General features: G+C 72.3%; 16 protein-coding genes, 1 tRNA gene and 1 other RNA gene. 3 read left to right on the forward strand and 15 right to left on the reverse strand.

Translation table 11 applies throughout. The features are described from left to right. Positions 1-95 precede the first annotated feature (95 nt). The 7 genes from ABZT18_RS06640 to ABZT18_RS06670 form a co-directional block, all read right to left on the reverse strand. Positions 96-2048: a VWA domain-containing protein gene (locus tag ABZT18_RS06640; protein ID WP_354995617.1), complete on the reverse strand. Its 1953-nt coding sequence runs from the start codon at positions 2046-2048 to the stop codon at positions 96-98. Positions 2049-2050: 2 nt separating this feature from the next. After that, positions 2051-3511: a sigma 54-interacting transcriptional regulator gene (locus ABZT18_RS06645; protein ID WP_354995618.1), complete on the reverse strand. Its 1461-nt coding sequence runs from the start codon at positions 3509-3511 to the stop codon at positions 2051-2053. A 57-nt stretch (positions 3512-3568) separates the two neighbouring features. Beyond that, positions 3569-4645: a hypothetical protein gene (locus ABZT18_RS06650; protein WP_354995619.1), complete on the reverse strand. Its 1077-nt coding sequence runs from the start codon at positions 4643-4645 to the stop codon at positions 3569-3571. Between the two features lie 97 nt (positions 4646-4742). Continuing rightward, positions 4743-5393 (reverse strand): response regulator transcription factor, encoded by a 651-nt coding sequence (locus ABZT18_RS06655; RefSeq protein ID WP_354995620.1) that lies wholly within the window; start codon positions 5391-5393, stop codon positions 4743-4745. Then, positions 5390-6634 (reverse strand): histidine kinase, encoded by a 1245-nt coding sequence (locus tag ABZT18_RS06660; RefSeq protein ID WP_354995621.1) that lies wholly within the window; start codon positions 6632-6634, stop codon positions 5390-5392. Before ABZT18_RS06660 ends, ABZT18_RS06655 begins: the two co-directional genes overlap by 4 nt. Before the next feature lie 55 nt (positions 6635-6689). Beyond that, positions 6690-7187, reverse strand: a complete 498-nt coding sequence (locus tag ABZT18_RS06665) for a hemerythrin domain-containing protein (protein ID WP_354995622.1) — start codon at positions 7185-7187, stop codon at positions 6690-6692. A 5-nt stretch (positions 7188-7192) separates the two neighbouring features. After that, the gene (locus tag ABZT18_RS06670) at positions 7193-8236 is read right to left on the reverse strand and encodes an aldo/keto reductase (RefSeq protein ID WP_354995623.1); all 1044 of its coding nucleotides are present in this window, start codon (positions 8234-8236) and stop codon (positions 7193-7195) included. Here ABZT18_RS06670 and mgrA point away from each other — a divergent pair. Then, the gene (gene mgrA, locus ABZT18_RS06675; protein WP_354995624.1) at positions 8235-9230 is read left to right on the forward strand and encodes an L-glyceraldehyde 3-phosphate reductase; all 996 of its coding nucleotides are present in this window, start codon (positions 8235-8237) and stop codon (positions 9228-9230) included. The two genes, ABZT18_RS06670 and mgrA, sit on opposite strands and share 2 nt — an antisense overlap. A 27-nt stretch (positions 9231-9257) precedes the next feature. Here the strand turns inward: mgrA and ABZT18_RS06680 are convergent, their stop codons facing one another. Continuing rightward, positions 9258-10169, reverse strand: coding sequence for a lytic polysaccharide monooxygenase (locus tag ABZT18_RS06680; protein ID WP_354995625.1), 912 nt, complete (start codon positions 10167-10169; stop codon positions 9258-9260). Between the two features lie 123 nt (positions 10170-10292). Between ABZT18_RS06680 and ABZT18_RS06685 the strand changes: the two genes are divergently transcribed. Further along, a complete protein-coding gene (locus ABZT18_RS06685) occupies positions 10293-10415 on the forward strand; it encodes a 50S ribosomal protein L36 (protein ID WP_030490864.1) in 123 nt (40 codons plus the stop codon). A 207-nt stretch (positions 10416-10622) separates the two neighbouring features. On the opposite strand, the gene ABZT18_RS06690 is transcribed toward ABZT18_RS06685, so the two are convergent. Both ABZT18_RS06690 and ABZT18_RS06695 read right to left on the reverse strand, forming a co-directional pair. Continuing rightward, a tRNA-Ala gene (locus ABZT18_RS06690) sits at positions 10623-10695 on the reverse strand. A gap of 88 nt (positions 10696-10783) precedes the next feature. Next, positions 10784-11374, reverse strand: a complete 591-nt coding sequence (locus ABZT18_RS06695; RefSeq protein ID WP_354995626.1) for a YqgE/AlgH family protein — start codon at positions 11372-11374, stop codon at positions 10784-10786. A 322-nt stretch (positions 11375-11696) separates the two neighbouring features. On the opposite strand from ABZT18_RS06695, the gene mdlC reads away from it, so the two are divergent. Beyond that, complete coding sequence (gene mdlC / locus ABZT18_RS06700; protein ID WP_354995627.1) at positions 11697-13292, forward strand: benzoylformate decarboxylase; 1596 nt, start codon at positions 11697-11699, stop codon at positions 13290-13292. A 10-nt stretch (positions 13293-13302) separates the two neighbouring features. On the opposite strand, the gene ABZT18_RS06705 is transcribed toward mdlC, so the two are convergent. The 5 genes from ABZT18_RS06705 to smpB all read right to left on the reverse strand — a co-directional run bounded on the left by ABZT18_RS06705 (position 13303) and on the right by smpB (position 16734). After that, positions 13303-14259: a hypothetical protein gene (locus ABZT18_RS06705; protein WP_354995628.1), complete on the reverse strand. Its 957-nt coding sequence runs from the start codon at positions 14257-14259 to the stop codon at positions 13303-13305. A 47-nt stretch (positions 14260-14306) separates the two neighbouring features. Next, positions 14307-14822, reverse strand: a complete 516-nt coding sequence (locus tag ABZT18_RS06710; RefSeq protein ID WP_354995629.1) for a hypothetical protein — start codon at positions 14820-14822, stop codon at positions 14307-14309. Positions 14823-14954: 132 nt separating this feature from the next. Continuing rightward, complete coding sequence (locus ABZT18_RS06715; protein ID WP_354995630.1) at positions 14955-15635, reverse strand: hypothetical protein; 681 nt, start codon at positions 15633-15635, stop codon at positions 14955-14957. Between the two features lie 139 nt (positions 15636-15774). Continuing rightward, positions 15775-16150, reverse strand: a transfer-messenger RNA (tmRNA) gene (gene ssrA / locus ABZT18_RS06720). A gap of 104 nt (positions 16151-16254) precedes the next feature. Next, entirely contained in the window at positions 16255-16734 is a 480-nt protein-coding gene (gene smpB, locus ABZT18_RS06725) for an SsrA-binding protein SmpB (protein ID WP_354995631.1), read from the reverse strand. Positions 16735-16753: the final 19 nt, after the last annotated feature.

Consider the following 16753-nt stretch of genomic DNA (forward strand, 5'->3'; position numbering starts at 1 on the left):
GCCTCGCAGCCCTTCTGATGCCACTGCAACCAGGATGTAGCACGATCTTGCGGCGGGCGGCGGGGGCGGGGGCGGGGGTGGGGAGTGGGGGTGGGTTAGCGGCGGGACTGGCGGGCTCGGAGGTAGTCGGACACGACGTACTCGCCCAGGTCGTCCGTATCCGGGGTGAACATGCGGCCTCGGCTGCGGCGGGCCACCGCGTCGACGAAGCGGCGCAGACCGGGGTCGTCGCCGAGCATGAACAGGTTGAGCGTGGCGCCGTAGCGGCTGAGCCGGTCCACCTCGCGGACCGTCGCCTCGATCGTCTCCGGCAGCGGCGGCCAGTGGAACAGCGCCTCCCCGTCGTCCGGATCCAGATGGGCGGTCGGCTCCCCGTCGGTGACCACCAGCACCACCGGCTCGGCATCCGGGTGCCGGCGCAGGTGCCGACCTGCCAACCGCAGCGCGTGCTGGAGGTTGGTGCCCTGCTCCATGTCCGGCTCAACGGCCGCCAACTCCTGCTGGGTGAGCGTCATCGCCTCTCGACCGAAGCCCACGATCTGCAGGGCGTCCTGCGGAAAGCGCGTCTCCATGAGGTGCGCCAGCGCCAGGGCCGTCTGCTTCATCGGCCCCCAGCGGCCCTGGGAGATCATCGAGTACGACAGGTCGACGCAGAGCACCACGGCCGCCGAGGACCGCTTCTCGGTCTCCACCACCTCGAAGTCGTCCACCACGAGTTGTACCGGCACGCCCGACCCGGCCCGGCTGACGGCCCGGGTCAGCGTCCGGACCACGTCCAACGGCTGCTCGTCGCCGTACTCCCAGGGTCTGGACGCGCCGCTGACCTCGCCGGCGGCCCCCGCGGAGCGCAGGTCGTGCTGCCCGCGCGGCCCGGCGGTCAGGTCGGCGAAGACCCGTCGAAGGGCGGTTCCGCCGAGCCGGCGCAGTGCCTTCGGGCTCAGCGTGAGCCCGTCCGCGTCCCGGCTCACCCAACCCTGCCGGCGCAGCTCCCGCTCCAGATCACGCAGCCGGCGAACGTCGTCGGCCGCGTCCCGGCCCAGCGTCCGGGCCACCGCGTCGACGTCCACGTCGTCCAGGGTCGCCCCCGGGTGTTCCTGGTCGAGCTGGTCCAGGAGGTCGTCCAGCTCGCCGATCTCACCCAGCGCACCGGCCGCGTCGGCGTAGTCCAGCGGCTGGTCGCCCCGGACCCGCTCGCCGCGCCCCCACCGCAGATCCGGTCGAAGTGCCCGCAGGTTCGCGTCGAGCGTGGACAACTCCCCCGCGAGGCGGTCACCGAGCGACTGCTGCATCAGACCGGCCAACTCGGCGCGCTGCCGGTCGGAGAGCGAGTTCATCAGCCGCTCACCGGCTGCCGAACGCCGGGCCAGCACGTCGATCAGCTCGTCGACGGTCTCCGGCCGCTCGGGGAAGAAGTCGCCGTGCCTGCGCATGAACTCGGCGAACGCGTCGGTGGTGTCCTCGGCGCGGCCGTGCCGTGCCAGCAGGTCGTTCAGGTCCCGCATCATCTCGGCGAGCCGCTGCTGGGCGGCCGGGTCGGCGGATGCGCGCACGGCGTCGCGCAGCCCGGCGAACCGTTGGCCGAGCACGTCGTCGCGGAGCTGGTCGAGGATCTGCTGGTACGACCGGCGGGCGTCGTCGCTGGCCCACTCGTAGCCGGCCAGTTCCTCCACCGCCCGCGCGGTGGACCGGGGCAGGTTGTCCAGCACCGACTCGGCGAACCGCGCGTCGTCGTCAGCACGACCGCGCAGCTCGTCCCGCTCGGCCGCAAGCGCCTGGTCGAGCAGGGCCTGAGCCCTGGTCACCGCGCCGTCCAGGTCGCCACGACGAAGCGCCTCCCGGCGCAGCCGCCGAGCCCGGGCGGCCAGGTCGTCCAGCCCACCCCGCCCCTGCGGCCCACGGCGCAGCAGGTCGCGCAGCGCCTCCCGCAGGCTGCCGCCGGCCAGCACCTCGGCGCCGACCGCGTCCACCGCCTCTTGCACGTCGTACGGGGGCGCGAGCGGGTCGGGCCCGCCGCGCCACTGCCCGTACCGGAACCGGTTGCCGGCCACGGTCAGCCCCGGCCGCCGTAGACGGTGCGCCCCGAGTCGGTGACGTCCTTGCCGAGCCGACGGGTCAGGTACAACCCTTCCAGCACGAACTCGACGGCGGCCGCCGCTTCCTCCGGGGTGGGCGCGTCGCCCAGGCCGAGCCGATCGAGGACCTTCGCCAACCCGGGCACGGTGCCCACCTGACGCAGCAGCTCGGCGGCGCCGACCAGCTCGCCGGTCTCGATCGCCGCGCCCTCCTCGACGAGCCCGGTGAAGCCGGACAGATCCAGTCCAGCGAGGTGGGCCCGGAACGTCTCCGCGGTCGCGGTACGCAGCAGGTGGGCGAGGATCTCGATCTCCCGTCCCTCCTCGCCGCTCTCGAACTCCACCTTGCCGCGCAGGGTGCTGGTCACCGACACCGCGTCACCGACCCGGGCCACCGCGGCCTCCGGCCGTCCGTCCGGGGTGTCGGAGGCGGCGAGCAGCCCGGCGCGACGCAGCGCGGCACCGGCAACCGTCTCGGCGGCGGCGATGGCGAACCGGGCGGAGACACCGGAGCGCGGGTCCACCGACGGGGACTCCCGCACGGCGCGGGCGAACCGGGCCAGAACCTCCAGCACGTGCTCCGGCACCTCGGCGACCAGGTCGGCCTCCTGCCGGATCAGCGCCAGCTCCAACTGCAGGTCGATTGGGTAGTGGGTACGGATCTCCGCGCCGAACCGGTCCTTGAGCGGGGTGATGATCCGGCCCCGGTTCGTGTAGTCCTCCGGGTTGGCGCTGGCCACCAGGAGCAGGTCCAGTGGCAGCCGCAGTTGGTAGCCCCGGACCTGGATGTCCCGTTCCTCCAGCACGTTGAGCAGGGCCACCTGGATCCGCTCGGCCAGGTCGGGCAGCTCGTTGACGGCGAAGATGCCCCGGTTGGTGCGGGGCACCAACCCGAAGTGAATGGTCTCCGGGTCGCCGAGGGTGCGGCCCTGGGCGATCCGGATCGGGTCGACGTCACCGATCAGGTCGCCGACGCTGGTGTCCGGGGTGGCAAGCTTCTCGCCGTAGCGCATCGACCGGTGCAGCCAGCCGACCGGCTGGTCGTCGCCGGCCTCGGCCACCTGGGCTCGGGACGCCGGGGTGAGTGGGTGCATCGGGTGCTCGTTGAGCACGGAACCAGGGATGACCGGGGTCCACTCGTCGAGCAACGCGCCCAGCGAGCGGATCAGCCGGGTCTTGCCCTGGCCGCGCTCACCGAGCAGCACCATGTCGTGCCCGGCGAGCAGGGCCCGCTCGACCTCGGGCAGCACGCTGTCGTCGTAGCCGACGATGCCGGGGAAACGGGCCTCGCCGGAGCGCATCCGGGCCAGGAGGTTGTCGCGGAGTTCCTGCTTGACGGTGCGGTACTGGTGACCGGCCGCCCGCAGCGCGCCAAGCGTGCCGGGCAGGTCGGCCGGTGGAACCGGAATTACCGGGGTAGGCGCAGTCACCCGACCCACGCTAGCTCACCTTCGCAGGGGTGCCCCGGGCATCAGGGGGCACCCCCACTGCCACCCTCAGCCCCGACCGCACCGCCGGCAGGTTCCCCGGCGGCGCAGGTGGTACGCGTAGGTGGCGGCGCCGAGCGCCACGCCCCACAGCGGCCAGAGCAGCATCGGCGCCCCGGTCAGGCTGAACCCACCGGTCAGTTTCCAGAACTCGGGGTTGCTGAGCAGGCCCAACGTGGCCGCGGTCACGGCGACGGCGACCAGGGTGGCTGGCACCACGGCCAGCTTCACCGGCACCCGGCGGCCGGCGAGCCCGACCATCCAGCGCGGGAACCGCTCGCCCCAGCGCTGGACCAGCCCGAGGGTGAGGATCGCGCCGACGGTGGCGAACGCGCCCAGCCCGAACCCGGCCCAGACCAGCCCGGTGTCCTGCATCTCGGTCAGGAACTCCCGGGAGATGCCCAGCGGGATGCCGGCGGCCCAGGCGAACCGGGTCAGCGCGTACGTCAACGGAATGGCCGCGGCGATCCCTGCGGCCCACCGACCCCAGCGCGCGGCGGCGGCCGGGGTGGTCCAGGCCCGGTCGGTGTCGCCACGGCCGCAACCCACGCAGGCGACGGCGGTGCGGCGCTGCCAGGCGAGCACCGCCCCGGCCAGCAGTAACCCGCCGACCAGCGCGGCGAACCGTGCGAACAACGCCCAGTTGAAGATCTCGGCATAGTCCACCGGCGGCCAGCCGAACGGCGCCCCGATGATCAGCATCGGCAGGTAGCCGAGGATGACCAGCAGGCGGGCGTCCGGTACGACCACGGCGAGCACGAACGCCACCGCCCAGCCGTAGCCGGCGAGCAGCGCCCGCAGCGGGTCGGGCGGGCGTACCGCCGGTCGACTCATGGCCAGTGCGGCCACCGCAGCGGTCAGCAGCAGGCCGGCGAAGAGCGGGGCGGCCAGGTCCACCGGTACGAGGCGCAGCAGGTTGACGTCGCCGCCGTGGGTGTCGTTCGCGCCGAACGGGTAGCCGGCGCCGGTGAGCGTGCCGAGCAGGGCGAGCATGCCCCACAGGGCGAGCCAGCCGGCGGCCAACGGGGCGAGCCGGTCCGGCCAGCGGGAGGCGGGACGGGGTGGGGAGGCAGTGATCGTCGTCATGCTCTCAGCCTTGGCCGACGGCCGGTCGGGATCCTCCCGGGTGGCGGTGAACCCGCTCCCCCGACGGAGGGACCGCTCAGAACGACGGAGGCTGCGCTCAGCCGGACGGGGTGACGAAGCCCGACTCGTAGGCGGCGATGACCGCCTGGGTACGGTCCCGTACGCCCAGCTTGGCCAGCACGTTGCCAACGTGCGTCTTGACCGTCTCCACCCCGACCACCAGGTGCGCGGCGATCTCCGGGTTGGAACGGCCGGTGGTCATCAACCGCAGCACCTCGGCCTCCCGCTCGGTGAGCCGAGCCGCGCGCAGGCGGTCACCGCCGACCGGCCCGTACGCCCCGACCAGCTGACGGATCGCGGCCGGGAAGAGCAGCGACTCCCCCGCCGCGACCACCCGGACCGCCTCCACCACCTCGGCGGGCCGGGCCCGTTTGAGCAGGAAACCGGAGGCGCCGGCGCGGAGCGCCTCGTAGACGTACTCGTCGTTGGCGAACGTGGTGACCACCAGCACCCGGGGCGGGTCGGCGGAGGTGGTCAGCAGGTGCCGGGTGGCCTGAATGCCATCGATGCCGGGCATCCGCACATCCATCAGCACCACGTCCGGCCGGTGCCGGGCGACCAGCGGCGGCACCTCGGCGCCGTCGGCGGCCTCGGCGAGCACGCGCAGGTCGGGTTGGGCGTCGATGATGGCCCGCAGCCCGATCCGGATCAACTCGTCGTCGTCGACGATGAGCACGCCGGTGGTCATCGCGTCTCCTCGTACGGCAGGCGGGCCCGGATCAGCCACCGGTCGCCGTCCGGGCCCACGGTGAGCCGACCGCCGAGCAGCAGCACCCGCTCCCGCATGCCGTCCAGGCCCCGGCCGCCCCGGCCCGGGTCGGCGCGATCCGGTGGGCTCACCGCGTTGACCAGCTCCAGTTCCAGCGCCCCTGGGAGCAGGTCCAGCCGCAGCGTGATTGGCCCATCGCCGTACCGGGCGGCGTTTGTCAGTCCTTCCTGGACGATCCGGTAGCCCTCCCGGGAGACCGCCGCGGGCACCCGCGCCGGGTCGCCGACGCGATGCGCGTGCACCGCCAGCCCGGCCGCGCGGGCGTCGGTGACCAACCGGTCCAGGTCGGCGAGGGTACGCTGCGGCGCCACCACCGGCCGGTCGCGGCCGGTCTCCCGGAGCAGCCCGAGCACGTGGTCCAGCTCGTCCATGGCGGTCCGTCCGGTCTCCTCGATGGCGGTGAGCGCCCGCCGGACGAACTCCGGGTCGGTGTCGAGAACCTCGCGGGCGGCCCCGGCCTGGAGGGTGGCCACGGTCAGCGCGTGGCCGACCGAGTCGTGCAGCTCCCGGGCCAGCCGGTTGCGTTCGGCGAGCCGGGTGGCCTGCGCCTCCAGGGCGGCGATCCGCTCGGCCGGGGCCGGGCCGAGCAGCACCGGCGCCATCGAACCGGCGAGAGCCCCGAGCCCGGCGACGGCGTAGCCGAGGCCGACCAGCAGGGCCACCCCGGTCACTGTCAGCCAGCCGGTGTCCCGGCCGTGCAAGGGCCCGAACCGTTCCCGGCTGGTCACCTCGGCGCCGATGCCGAACTGCTGGGCGATGAAGGCCAACGCCATCGGCACGGCGGTGACCAGGGCGATCATCACCAGAGCGCCGATGATGAGGTGGGTGGCGATCCAGAGCGCGCTGCGTAGCCGGGTTTCCCGGTCGCCGCGATGCCCTGGTGTGGGCTCGGGCAGGTCGACGCCGAGCAACGCCCGCACGGCGGCGATCTCCAGGGCGCGGCTGCCGTCCACCAGCAGCGGCACCACGGCGATCAGCACCGCGATCACCAGCAGGGCGTACACCAGCGGGCGGGGGATCTCCGAGTCGGCGAGCAGTTGGGCGAAGGTCACCGCGAGCAGCCCGTACGGCAGCGCCAGCACCCCGCCCAGCAGCAGGAACACGCCGCGTCGCCAGGTGGTGCCGGCGACCAGCGGGGTCAGTGCCGCTCGGAGGGTCACCTCGTCATTCTGCTGCCGGGATCAGCCTGCGTGACTCCCCCGTGCCGGGGAGATCTCAGCGGTGGTCGGCGACGTACTGCTGTGGGTCCTTGTCGCGGAACGGGAGGTTACGGCCGTTCTTGTGCTCGCCGTAGAAGGTCAGCCAGCGCTGGCCCAGCTCGGCGCGGAGTTCGGTGCTGGCGTGCCGGCGGAAGTCGGGCAGCGCCTCGTCCTCCTCCTCGGCCAGGTGCTCGCTGTTCTCCCGACGGGCCGTGCCGACCGCCGCCCACCACTGCTCCGAACCGACGGAGTGCAGTTTCGCCTCGGCGATGGCATCCCGGATCTTGTTGTGGTCGCCGATCGCGTCGGCGATCTCGTCCTCGCCGTCGTCGCCGTGCTTGACCAGGTGCGGGTAGAGGATCGCTTCCTCCGCCTCGGCGTGGATGTCCAGGTGCAGGGCGAGGGCGTCCCAGATGGCGAGCATCTCCTGCTCGTCGCGGGCGTCGTCGAGGCGGGCGAAGCCGCGCCGGAAGGTGGCGTGGTCGTCCAGGATCAGTGCGGTGATGTCGTCCACTGTGCTCACTTTCCCGTTTGGCTGGCGAACCGGGCACGCACCATCGCGGCGAGTCCGGTGACCGGGCGGAAGCGTTTCGCGGCCTCGGCCAGCACGGCGTACTCATCGTCGGCGAGGTCGATGTCCGCGGCGGCGGCGTTGCGTTCCATCTGCTCCACGCTGGATGCGCCGGGGATGGCGAGCACGTTCGGGTGGCGCAGCAGGTAGGCCAGCGCGATCTGACTGGGGGTGGCGTCGTGGGCGTCGGCGACCTGGCGCAGCGTGTCGATCAGAACCGCGCCACGTTCCAGGTTTTCCGGCAGGAAGTACGGGTTGGCGCGCCGGACCGCCCCGGTCGGCGGGTTCTTCGCGTCGTAGCGGCCGGAGAGGAAGCCCTGCGCCAGCGGGCTGTACGCGATGACCACCCGGCCGGCATCCCGCGCGTACGGCAGCAGCTCCTGCTCGGGCGCGCGGTCCAGCATGCTGTAGCGGACCTGGTTGCTGAGCACCCGCCGGCCGAGTGCCGCCTCGGCGACCTGCCAGCGGCGCAGCCCGTAGTTGCTCACCCCGACCTCGCTGACCAGCCCGACGTCCTGCAGGACCCGCATGCCGCGCATGGTGGTGTGGTCGGCGACCAGGGGGTTGGGCTGGTGCACCTGGTAGAGGTCGATGCTGCTGACGCCGAGCCGGGCTGCCGAGGCGACCGCCCGCTGCTGCACCACGGCGGCCACCGGCAGCATCGGGAAGATCTTGGTGGCGATCACCACCTTGGGCCGGTCGTCGCCGAGGGCCGCACCGAGGATCCGCTCGCTCCGCCCGAAGCCGTAGATCTCCGCGCTGTCGAAGACGGTCACGCCCAGCTCCACGGCCCGCCGGACGATCTGCGTCGCCTGGGCTTCGAAGGCCGGACCGTAGCCCCACTCGCGGGAGCCGAACTGCCAGGTACCCAACCCGATCTTGGACAGTGGCTTGGGCGTGTCGAGCGGGATGAAGCGCATGGCGTCGAAACTACCCCCGTTGTCCGGTTCACACGCCTGATCCTGGGCACCCCGGGCCGGAGCTAGGCTCATGATCGTGACTTACCTCGCCGCGGATGACCGCTACGACACCATGACCTACCGGCGCAGCGGACGCAGTGGTCTGCGGCTGCCCGCCGTCTCCCTCGGCCTGTGGCACAACTTCGGCCCGGACCGCCCCCATGAGCGGCAGCGCGACATCGTCCGGCGCGCCTTCGACCTGGGTGTCACCCACTTCGACCTGGCCAACAACTACGGCCCGCCGCCCGGCTCGGCGGAGGAGAACTTCGGCCGGATGCTCGCCACCGACCTGAAGGCGTACCGGGACGAGCTGGTCATCTCCAGCAAGGCCGGCTATCTGATGTGGCCCGGCCCGTACGGCGAGTGGGGCTCGCGCAAGAACCTGATCTCGTCGCTGGACCAGTCGCTGGGCCGGATGGGGCTGGACTACGTGGACATCTTCTACTCGCACCGGTTCGACCCGGACACCCCGCTGGAGGAGACGATGGGCGCGCTCGACGCCATCGTCCGCTCCGGCAAGGCGCTCTACGTCGGCATCTCGAACTACAACTCCGAGCAGACGGCGCGGGCCGCCACGATCCTGCGCGAGCTGGGTACGCCGCTGCTGATCAACCAGCCGTCGTACTCGATGCTCAACCGCTGGACCGAGTCCGACGGCCTGCTCGACACGCTGGAGCAGGTCGGCGCTGGCTGCATCGCGTACAGCCCGCTGGCCCAGGGCCTGCTGACCGACCGCTACCTGGGCGGCATCCCGGCCGACTCGCGGGTGCGCACCAGCGTATTCCTCAACGAGAGCGACCTCAGCGAGGAGAAGATGGCCACGATCCGCGGGCTCGGTGCGGTCGCCGAGAGCCGCGGCCAGTCGCTGGCCCAGCTCGCGCTGGCCTGGGCGCTGCGCGACCCACGGATGACCAGCCTGATCATCGGGGCGAGCAGCGTCGAGCAGTTGGAGACGAACATCGCCGCGCTGGACAACCTCGACTTCACCGCCGAGGAGTTGGCCGAGATCGACCGGCACCTGGGCTGAGCCCCACCGAGCCGTCGGCGGCCCGGGTCACCAGATCCGGCGCCGCCCGGCCCGGTGGTTGCGTACCCCGCACTCCCGACCCACCGGCGCGACCGCGCCGCGTCGGCGCCGGCTCGCGCCGATCAGCAGCACCAGGATCAGCACGGTGGCAGCGCCAACCAGCACCGGCCACCGGCCACCGAGGTCGGTCACCGACGCCACCGGCACGCCCGGGTCGGCCGCCGCCGCCACCGCCGGGTCGGTGGTGGCCGGCCCACTCGCGGCGGTACGCGCAGCGCTCTTCGTCGCGGCGGCCCTGGGCGGGGAGGCGGCGGCCTTGGCGCCACGGAACACCACGTCCGAGCAGGAGTAGTAGGTATCCGGCGTGTTCGAGTTCTGCCAGATCGTGTAGATGAGGTGCCGGCCCTCACGGCCCGCGGGCAGCCGGCCCGCCAGCTGGTACGCCCCGGCCCGCACCGGTGGGTCGGTCACCGTCAGAAACGGGCGCGTCTCCAGGTCAGCCCACGTCAGCGGAGCCTTGGGGTCGTAGTCGGGCCCGGTGACGTAGAGCCGGAAGGTGCCCCGGTGCTCGATGGTGGTCCGGTACCGGAAGGTGAACTTCGCACCGGTCGTCAACTCGGTGGACGGCCAGTCGGTCCGGGGCAGGTCCAGTCCCCGGTACGCGGACAACCCGCCGCTGCACAGCTCGCCGTCCGGGATCCGCTCCCGGTCCCGCCCGTTGATCGCGGCGACCCGGACGTTGTCCCACTCGCGGACGGCAGCGCCCGCCTGGACAGCGGCCCGGCAGGCGGCGGTGGCCGCGTACCGGCCCTCTGGCCCGCAGGCCGCCGCCCGGCTGATCGGGTCGGTCGGGGCGCCGTGCGCGGCGGCGGGTGTGGCAGCCAGCGGCACGGTCGCGGCAGCGACCAGCACCGTGGCGAGGAGCCGGCGTACGGGCATGAGGATGACCTCCGCCCACTGGTACGGCCGGCGGCCGACAAAGGTTCGACGACGACCGGCGGGAATCCGGCGGGTGGGCGGAGCGTTTCGATACTCGGAACCGCTGGAACCGAGGAGGCAGACATGAAGGTACGTAGCTCGTTGCGTGCACTGAAGCAGAAGCCGGGTTCGGTGGTGGTCCGCCGTCGTGGCCGGGTGGTCGTGGTGAACCGCGCGAACCCGCAGTGGAAGAGCCGCCAGGGCTGATCACGCCCTTACCAGACATACAGTCGGAAACGCCCTGACCGGGTCACTCCCGGTCAGGGCGTTTCCGCGTATCCGAACGCGCAGTTTCCTTGTTGTAGTGGCCTCCGAGACGCCCGAGGCCACTACAACAACGATCGAGTGGTGAACGACAAGCAGCGGCCCGGTTGATGATCATCAACCGGGCCGCTGCCCTGCGTTTCACAAGGGTGGAGCCGAGGGGACTCGAACCCCTGACCCCCACACTGCCAGTGTGGTGCGCTACCAGCTGCGCCACGGCCCCTTGCTGTCGTCCCGGTCTCCCGGGCACTGGGAAACTATACACAGACCGGCTGGCATGGTCATCTCGCGGGGTCCCACGCCGAGCCGGGTCAGTTGAGCGCCACGTCCGGCGGGAAGTGGGCGACCGCGGCCATCATCCCGCCCTGCCGGCGCAGCACCATTGGCCACAGGTCGTCGGGCCGGTCGACGAAGGCGTCACCGGGCAGCGCGTCCAGCACGAACCAGGAGCCGTCGGCGATTTCCTGCTCCAGTTGGCCGCTGCCCCAGCCGGAGTAGCCGGCGAATACGCGGATGCCGCCGATGCTCTCCCGCAGTCGCTCCGGGTCGACCGAGAGATCGATCGTGCCGACCGCTCCGGAGACCTGGTGGAAGCCCTTGAGCCGGCGCATCGGGTGCCGCATCCGGGCCAGACAGATGGCCGAGTCGGGCTGCACCGGGCCGCCCTCGAAGAGCACCGCCGGGTGGCGGGCCAGGTCGCTCCAGTCCCCGAGCACGTCGGCGACTGGCACCTCGGTGGCCCGGTTCAGCACCACGCCGAGCGCGCCGCCCGGCTCGTGGGCGACCAGCAGCACCACCGTACGGTCGAAGTTCGGGTCCTTGAGCGCCGGAGTCGCGACCAGCAGCCGCCCGGTCATCAACTCCATCGCTCGTCCGCCGATCGCCTGGCCCTCTCCCTGCATCCCACACACCCGTCAACCGTGAGCCCGCGCCGGAGCTCCGTCACCCGCTGGATTCGCGGGATGCACCGGGATCAACCGCGCCGTCAACGCCATGCCTGGCACCATAGCCTGCGTCCCGGGCGCTGGCTAAGGTCTGACCGGCCGGTGATCAGACAGTTGACACGGCGGGTCGACGACAGCGACGCCGGACGTGGCGGTGATCGACGAAACCGGGCCACCGACGGCCGGGAAACGCCCGAAAGGTCCGTCACATCCCGATAGATTCGGCTGATCGGGAAGGCGACCGCGATCGTCCCTGCCCGCGACACGGGGGCGGGTGGCGATGGCAACGGTCCGGGACGCGACGTACGACGTGCTCCGCACCCTCGGCATGACCACCGTCTTCGGCAACCCCGGCTCCACCGAGGAGCCGTTCCTGCAGGATTTTCCCACCGACTTCCACTACGTCCACGCGCTGCACGAGGCGACGGCGGTCGCGATGGCCGACGGCTACGCCCAGGCCAGCGGAACACCCGCCCACGTCAACCTGCACACCGCCCCGGGCACCGGCAACGGCATGGGCAATCTGGTCACCGCCTGGCACAACAAGACCCCGCTGATCGTCACCGCCGGCCAGCAGACCCGGGAGATGCTGCTGCTCGAACCCCGGCTGACCAGCCGGCGGCCCACCGAGCTTCCGCAGCCGTACGTCAAGTGGGCCTACGAGCCAGCCCGGGCGCAGGACATCCCCGGAGCGGTGCTGCGGGCGTACGCGACGGCGGTGCAGCCGCCGGCCGGGCCGGTCTTCCTCTCCCTGCCGATGGACGACTGGGCCCAGCCCGCCGGTTCGCCGCCCGCACCGCGCTCGGTGGCCACCCGGTTCGCACCGGACCCGCAGCGGTTGGACGAGTTCGCCCGAGTCCTGGCCGACAGTCGCAACCCGGCGCTGGTGTACGGGCCGGGGGTCGACCGCTCCGGCAGCTGGTCGACCGCGGTCGCGCTGGCCGAGCGACTGGCCGCACCGGTCTGGTCGGCCCCCGCACCGGAGCGGGCCGTGTTCCCGGAGGACCACCCACACTTCAGAGGGGTGCTGCCGTACGCGATCGGTCCGCTGGCCGAGGCGCTGCGGGGGCACGACACGGTGCTGGTCATCGGCGCCCCGGTGTTCCGCTACTACCCGTACGTGCCGGGTGAGCACCTGCCCGACGGCACCCGGCTGCTGCACGTCACGGACGACCCCGACGAGGCCGCACGTGCCCCGGTCGGGGACAGCCTGCTCGGCGACCCCGGGCTGACCCTGGCCGCGCTGGTCGAGCGGGTACCGCCGGCCGATCGACCGCCGCCCGCGCCCCGGGACGCGTTGACACCGCCGGAGGTCACCGCCCCGCTGAGCCCCGACGCCCTGTTCGCCGCGCTGGCCGCGCACTGGCCGACGGACGGAGTGCTGGTCCAGGAGTCACCGTCCAATCTGTCCGCGCTGCGCCGCCAGCTGCGGATCAACCGCCCGGCGTCGTACTTCACGATGGCCAGCGGCGGCCTCGGCTACGGCCTGCCGGCCGCGATCGGGGTGGCACTCGCCGAACGGGACACCGGACGCGGCCGTCCGGTGGTGGCGGTGGTCGGCGACGGCTCATTCCACTACTCGGTGCAGGCGCTGTGGACCGCCGCGCGCCTGTCACTGCCGGTGGTGGTCGTCGTTCCGGTCAACCAGCAGTACGCGATCCTCAAGGCGTTCGCCGAGCTGAAGGACACTCCCGGGGTGCCCGGCCTGGACCTACCGGGGTTGGACATCATCGCGATAGCGGCCGGTTACGGCTGTGCCACCGAGGTGGTGGAGACCCCCGACCAACTCGGCGTGGCGCTCGCCAGCGGGCTGCACGCCGACCGGCCCACCGTGTTGCCGGTGCCGATCAGCACCGACGTGCCCGGCATCCTCTGAGCCCGGCCTGTCAGCGCGGGGCGATCGACAGCAGGGCGCCTCTGGAGACGTCCAGGACCGGCCGGGCGCCCAGCGGTGCCGCGAGGGTGACGGTGACCGGCTCCAGCTTGAGCAGGTCGATGCAGTCGCCGGTGGCCCGGGTGACACTGCCACCGACCACCACGACGTTCGGCTGTTCCCAGACCAGCGGCATGATCCCGGTGTCGCAGGCACCGACGCCGAGCCGCACGGTCAACCGGGTGCCGTCGACCGCCGCGAGGTCCTGGGCGGCCACCAACCCGTCCGGCATCGGCCGGGACGGCGCGGTGGGCTCGGGAACCGATGTGACCGCCGTCGGCGCGACGGCGAGCCGGGCCACCGGGGTGGCCAGCTCCTCGATGGTGAACAGCCAGGCCGGAACCTGAGCCTCACCCCGGCTCGTGCGGACCGGCACGGTGCCGAGCCTGACCCCGGTGACGGTCAGCGGAAGGCAGGCGGTCTGCGTCGCGCTGGTGGCCCAACCATCCGGTCCAGGTTCGACGGTGGGGCCGCCGGGGGTCGGCAGGCCGGGTCGCTTCGGTCGCCCCGGGCAGGGCAGCGGATCACCCTGGTCGAGCTGCCGGTACGCCTCGGCCGCGCTGACCAACGGCAGCGTCAGCCGACCGTCCGGGAACCGGATCTCGGCACCTACCCGGGTGGGCGGGATCGGGACCTGCGCGCGGTACCAGCCGGCTCGGAAGGCCGCCTCCGTGTCAGGGGTGAAGCCCGGGTCCCCGGTGAGCACGGTCGGCCCCTCCAGCGGCACGTACCCCGTGCGCCAGTCGGGGCCGGGCTGCCACGCCTCGGCGACCTCGGTCGCCCGCTGGTCGAACGCCTCCGTGCGGCCCGTCGGATTGCTGGGCCCGTTGGCCCGATCAGCGCCGATGGAGGCACACCCCGCCACGAGCAGCAACGGGAGTACGAGCAGCAGGACCGGTCCACGACGCATGTACGGTTCGACGCGGCCGTCGACCCCCCGGTTCCCCTGGCCTGGGCTCAGGTCTCGCCACCCAGATCCGTCTGGTACGCCTCCCAGAGCAGGTCGGCCCCGCGCCGCCGATGCCGGGCCAACCTCCGCAGCAGGTGCCCGGCCCGGTGCCGCAGCTCGTCGGGGTGTGCCTCGGGCCGCTCGGCGATCTGCTGAACCGCCAGGATCGCCGCGACGATGGCGGCGTGCTCGCGGGTCAGCAGTCGCACCCCGTGGTCCAGCCGGGGCGACTGGCTGAGCAGCTCCCGGTAGAGGCCAGCGGGGCCCTCGGTGACCCGGACGTGCTCGGCGAAGCCCTGACCCACCGGACGCAGCCGGAGCAGGACCTCCTCGCGCCAACACGGCTCGGTGGTGGCGACGGCGACGGCCCGGCCGAGCGCACGTACGTCACCGGCGAGCCCGGCCGGGTGCGGCTCACCGGGCAGCCCGACCAGGTGCGGATTGGCGGGCAGCCTGGTCGGGGGCGGGTGCGCGGCGGACGGCCGGGCGACGAGTGACGGCTGCTGGACCGGACCGGTGACCATGGCACCTCCCGCGCTGCGCTGCTACCCCATACCGCGATGGTGAGCCTGCCCGGCCCGCCCTGTCCAGGGCCTTCGCGCGACTCATCTGCCCCATTCGCCCCAGCGGCCCCGCCAGCCCCACGCACCGCCCGCTCAGCCGCCCAGCGGGTGCTCCGCCAGGCGGTGCAGTTGGGCGGCGACGGTGTGCGCGTCACCGTCCCGCCCGTCGACTGGTCGGCCCGTCGTGATCGCCTCGGCCAGCGCCCGCAGCTCGGACGGGGGCAGACTGGCCAGGCCCATGCCGCGCAGCGGGATGATGACCCGCCTCGCACTCTCCTGGTCGGTCGCGATGATTGTCGGCACCCGCTGTCGACCCGCCGGGTAGTCGTCCCCCGCCTCGCGATAGGACACCACGCCGGCGTCGATCCGGGCGGTCGCAAGGTCGACCGTGTGGGTACGGAACGCACCTCGCACCCGTGCCCGGCTGCCGTCCAGCCATGCGGCCGTGCGGAGCACCCGCAGCACGAGGTAGACACCGAAGAGCACGAATGGCAGCGCGCACAGCCCAATGAACGGACCAGGGCCGGTCTGATCAACACCGCCGCCGGAGTCCCGCAGCGCGGGCGGCAGCATTCCCGGCGGCAGGTCACGGGCCTCCTCATAGGAGGCGAACGAGTCACCCGGGCCGGTCAGCCGGCGCAGCAGCCCGTCGGCGATCAGGGGCAGCGCCACGAACGCCGCACCAACGGTGGCGATGAAGACGCCGACCAACACCGCCACGGTGCGCTGGCCGGGGGACGCACCGACCGACAGGCGCAGCTCCTGGTTGCTCACGGGAGGCAGCGTAGGTGACCGAGCCGGTGGCCGTGGTCCCAGCCAGTGCTCCGATGATCAATCTGCCGCCGTCGCACACGCGAAGCCCCGGACACAACGAAGCGCCCCGGCCGGTGGGCCGGGGCGCATCGCTTCGAGGTGGTGGAGGTGCCGGGAATCGAACCCGGGTCCTTCGCCGGTTTGTCAGGGCTTCTCCGAGCGCAGCTCGCTGTGCCTCTACTCGGCCCCACCGCTCACGCGAGCAAGTTGGTGTGACGGGCCCAGTCGCTGATTAATCTCGCCGCACGGACCCCGCGACCGGGTCCGATTGGCCAGCCTCCTAGCTGATGCCGGCTATTGGGACGAAGGCGTTCCCAGGCCGACAGACTTAGCTACTCGCCTCAGGCGGCGAGAGCGAAGTCAGCGCGATTGTTCTTGGCGCTTATAAGTTTCCGACGACCGATTCTCGAGACGACGTCGGCTTCCTCGGCTCGCTTCCCCTGTCGCTGCGTACGAAGTCGAAACCAGTCACCCCCTCGACAGGCCACCGATGTGGTGGCACTGACAAGACTAACGCCTGCCGCAACAGCTTTCATCCCGAGCCCCGGGCCGGCACGCCGATCCGGACAAACAGGATGAATCAGTCGCCCATGCCCTTGCCACGTCGACCGGACACTCGGGCAATCTCCCGGTCCGCGTCCCGCTTGGCGAGGTCCTGACGCTTGTCGTACGACTTCTTGCCCTTGGCCAGGGCGATCTCGACCTTGGCCCAGCCGTCGGAGAAGTAGACCTGCAACGGGACGATCGTCAGACCGCCCTCGCGCGTCTTGCCGACGAGCTTGTCGATCTCACCCCGGTTGAGCAACAGCTTGCGGGTACGCCGGGGCTCGTGGTTGGTCCAGGTGCCCTGGGTGTATTCCGGGATGTGCATGGAGTGCAGGAACAACTCACCGTCGCGCTCCTGCGCGAACGCGTCGACCAGCGACGCCCGCCCGGCCCGCAGCGACTTGACCTCGGTGCCGGTCAGCGCCATGCCCGCCTCGTACGTGTCGAGGATCGCGTAGTCGTGGCGCGCCTTCTTGTTGGAGGCGACCACCTTGCGCCCTTTTTCCCGTGGCATCGGTGCCACCCCCTCTCCC

The sequence above is a fragment of the Micromonospora sp. NPDC005291 genome (assembly GCF_040607415.1).
Taxonomy (GTDB): domain Bacteria; phylum Actinomycetota; class Actinomycetes; order Mycobacteriales; family Micromonosporaceae; genus Micromonospora.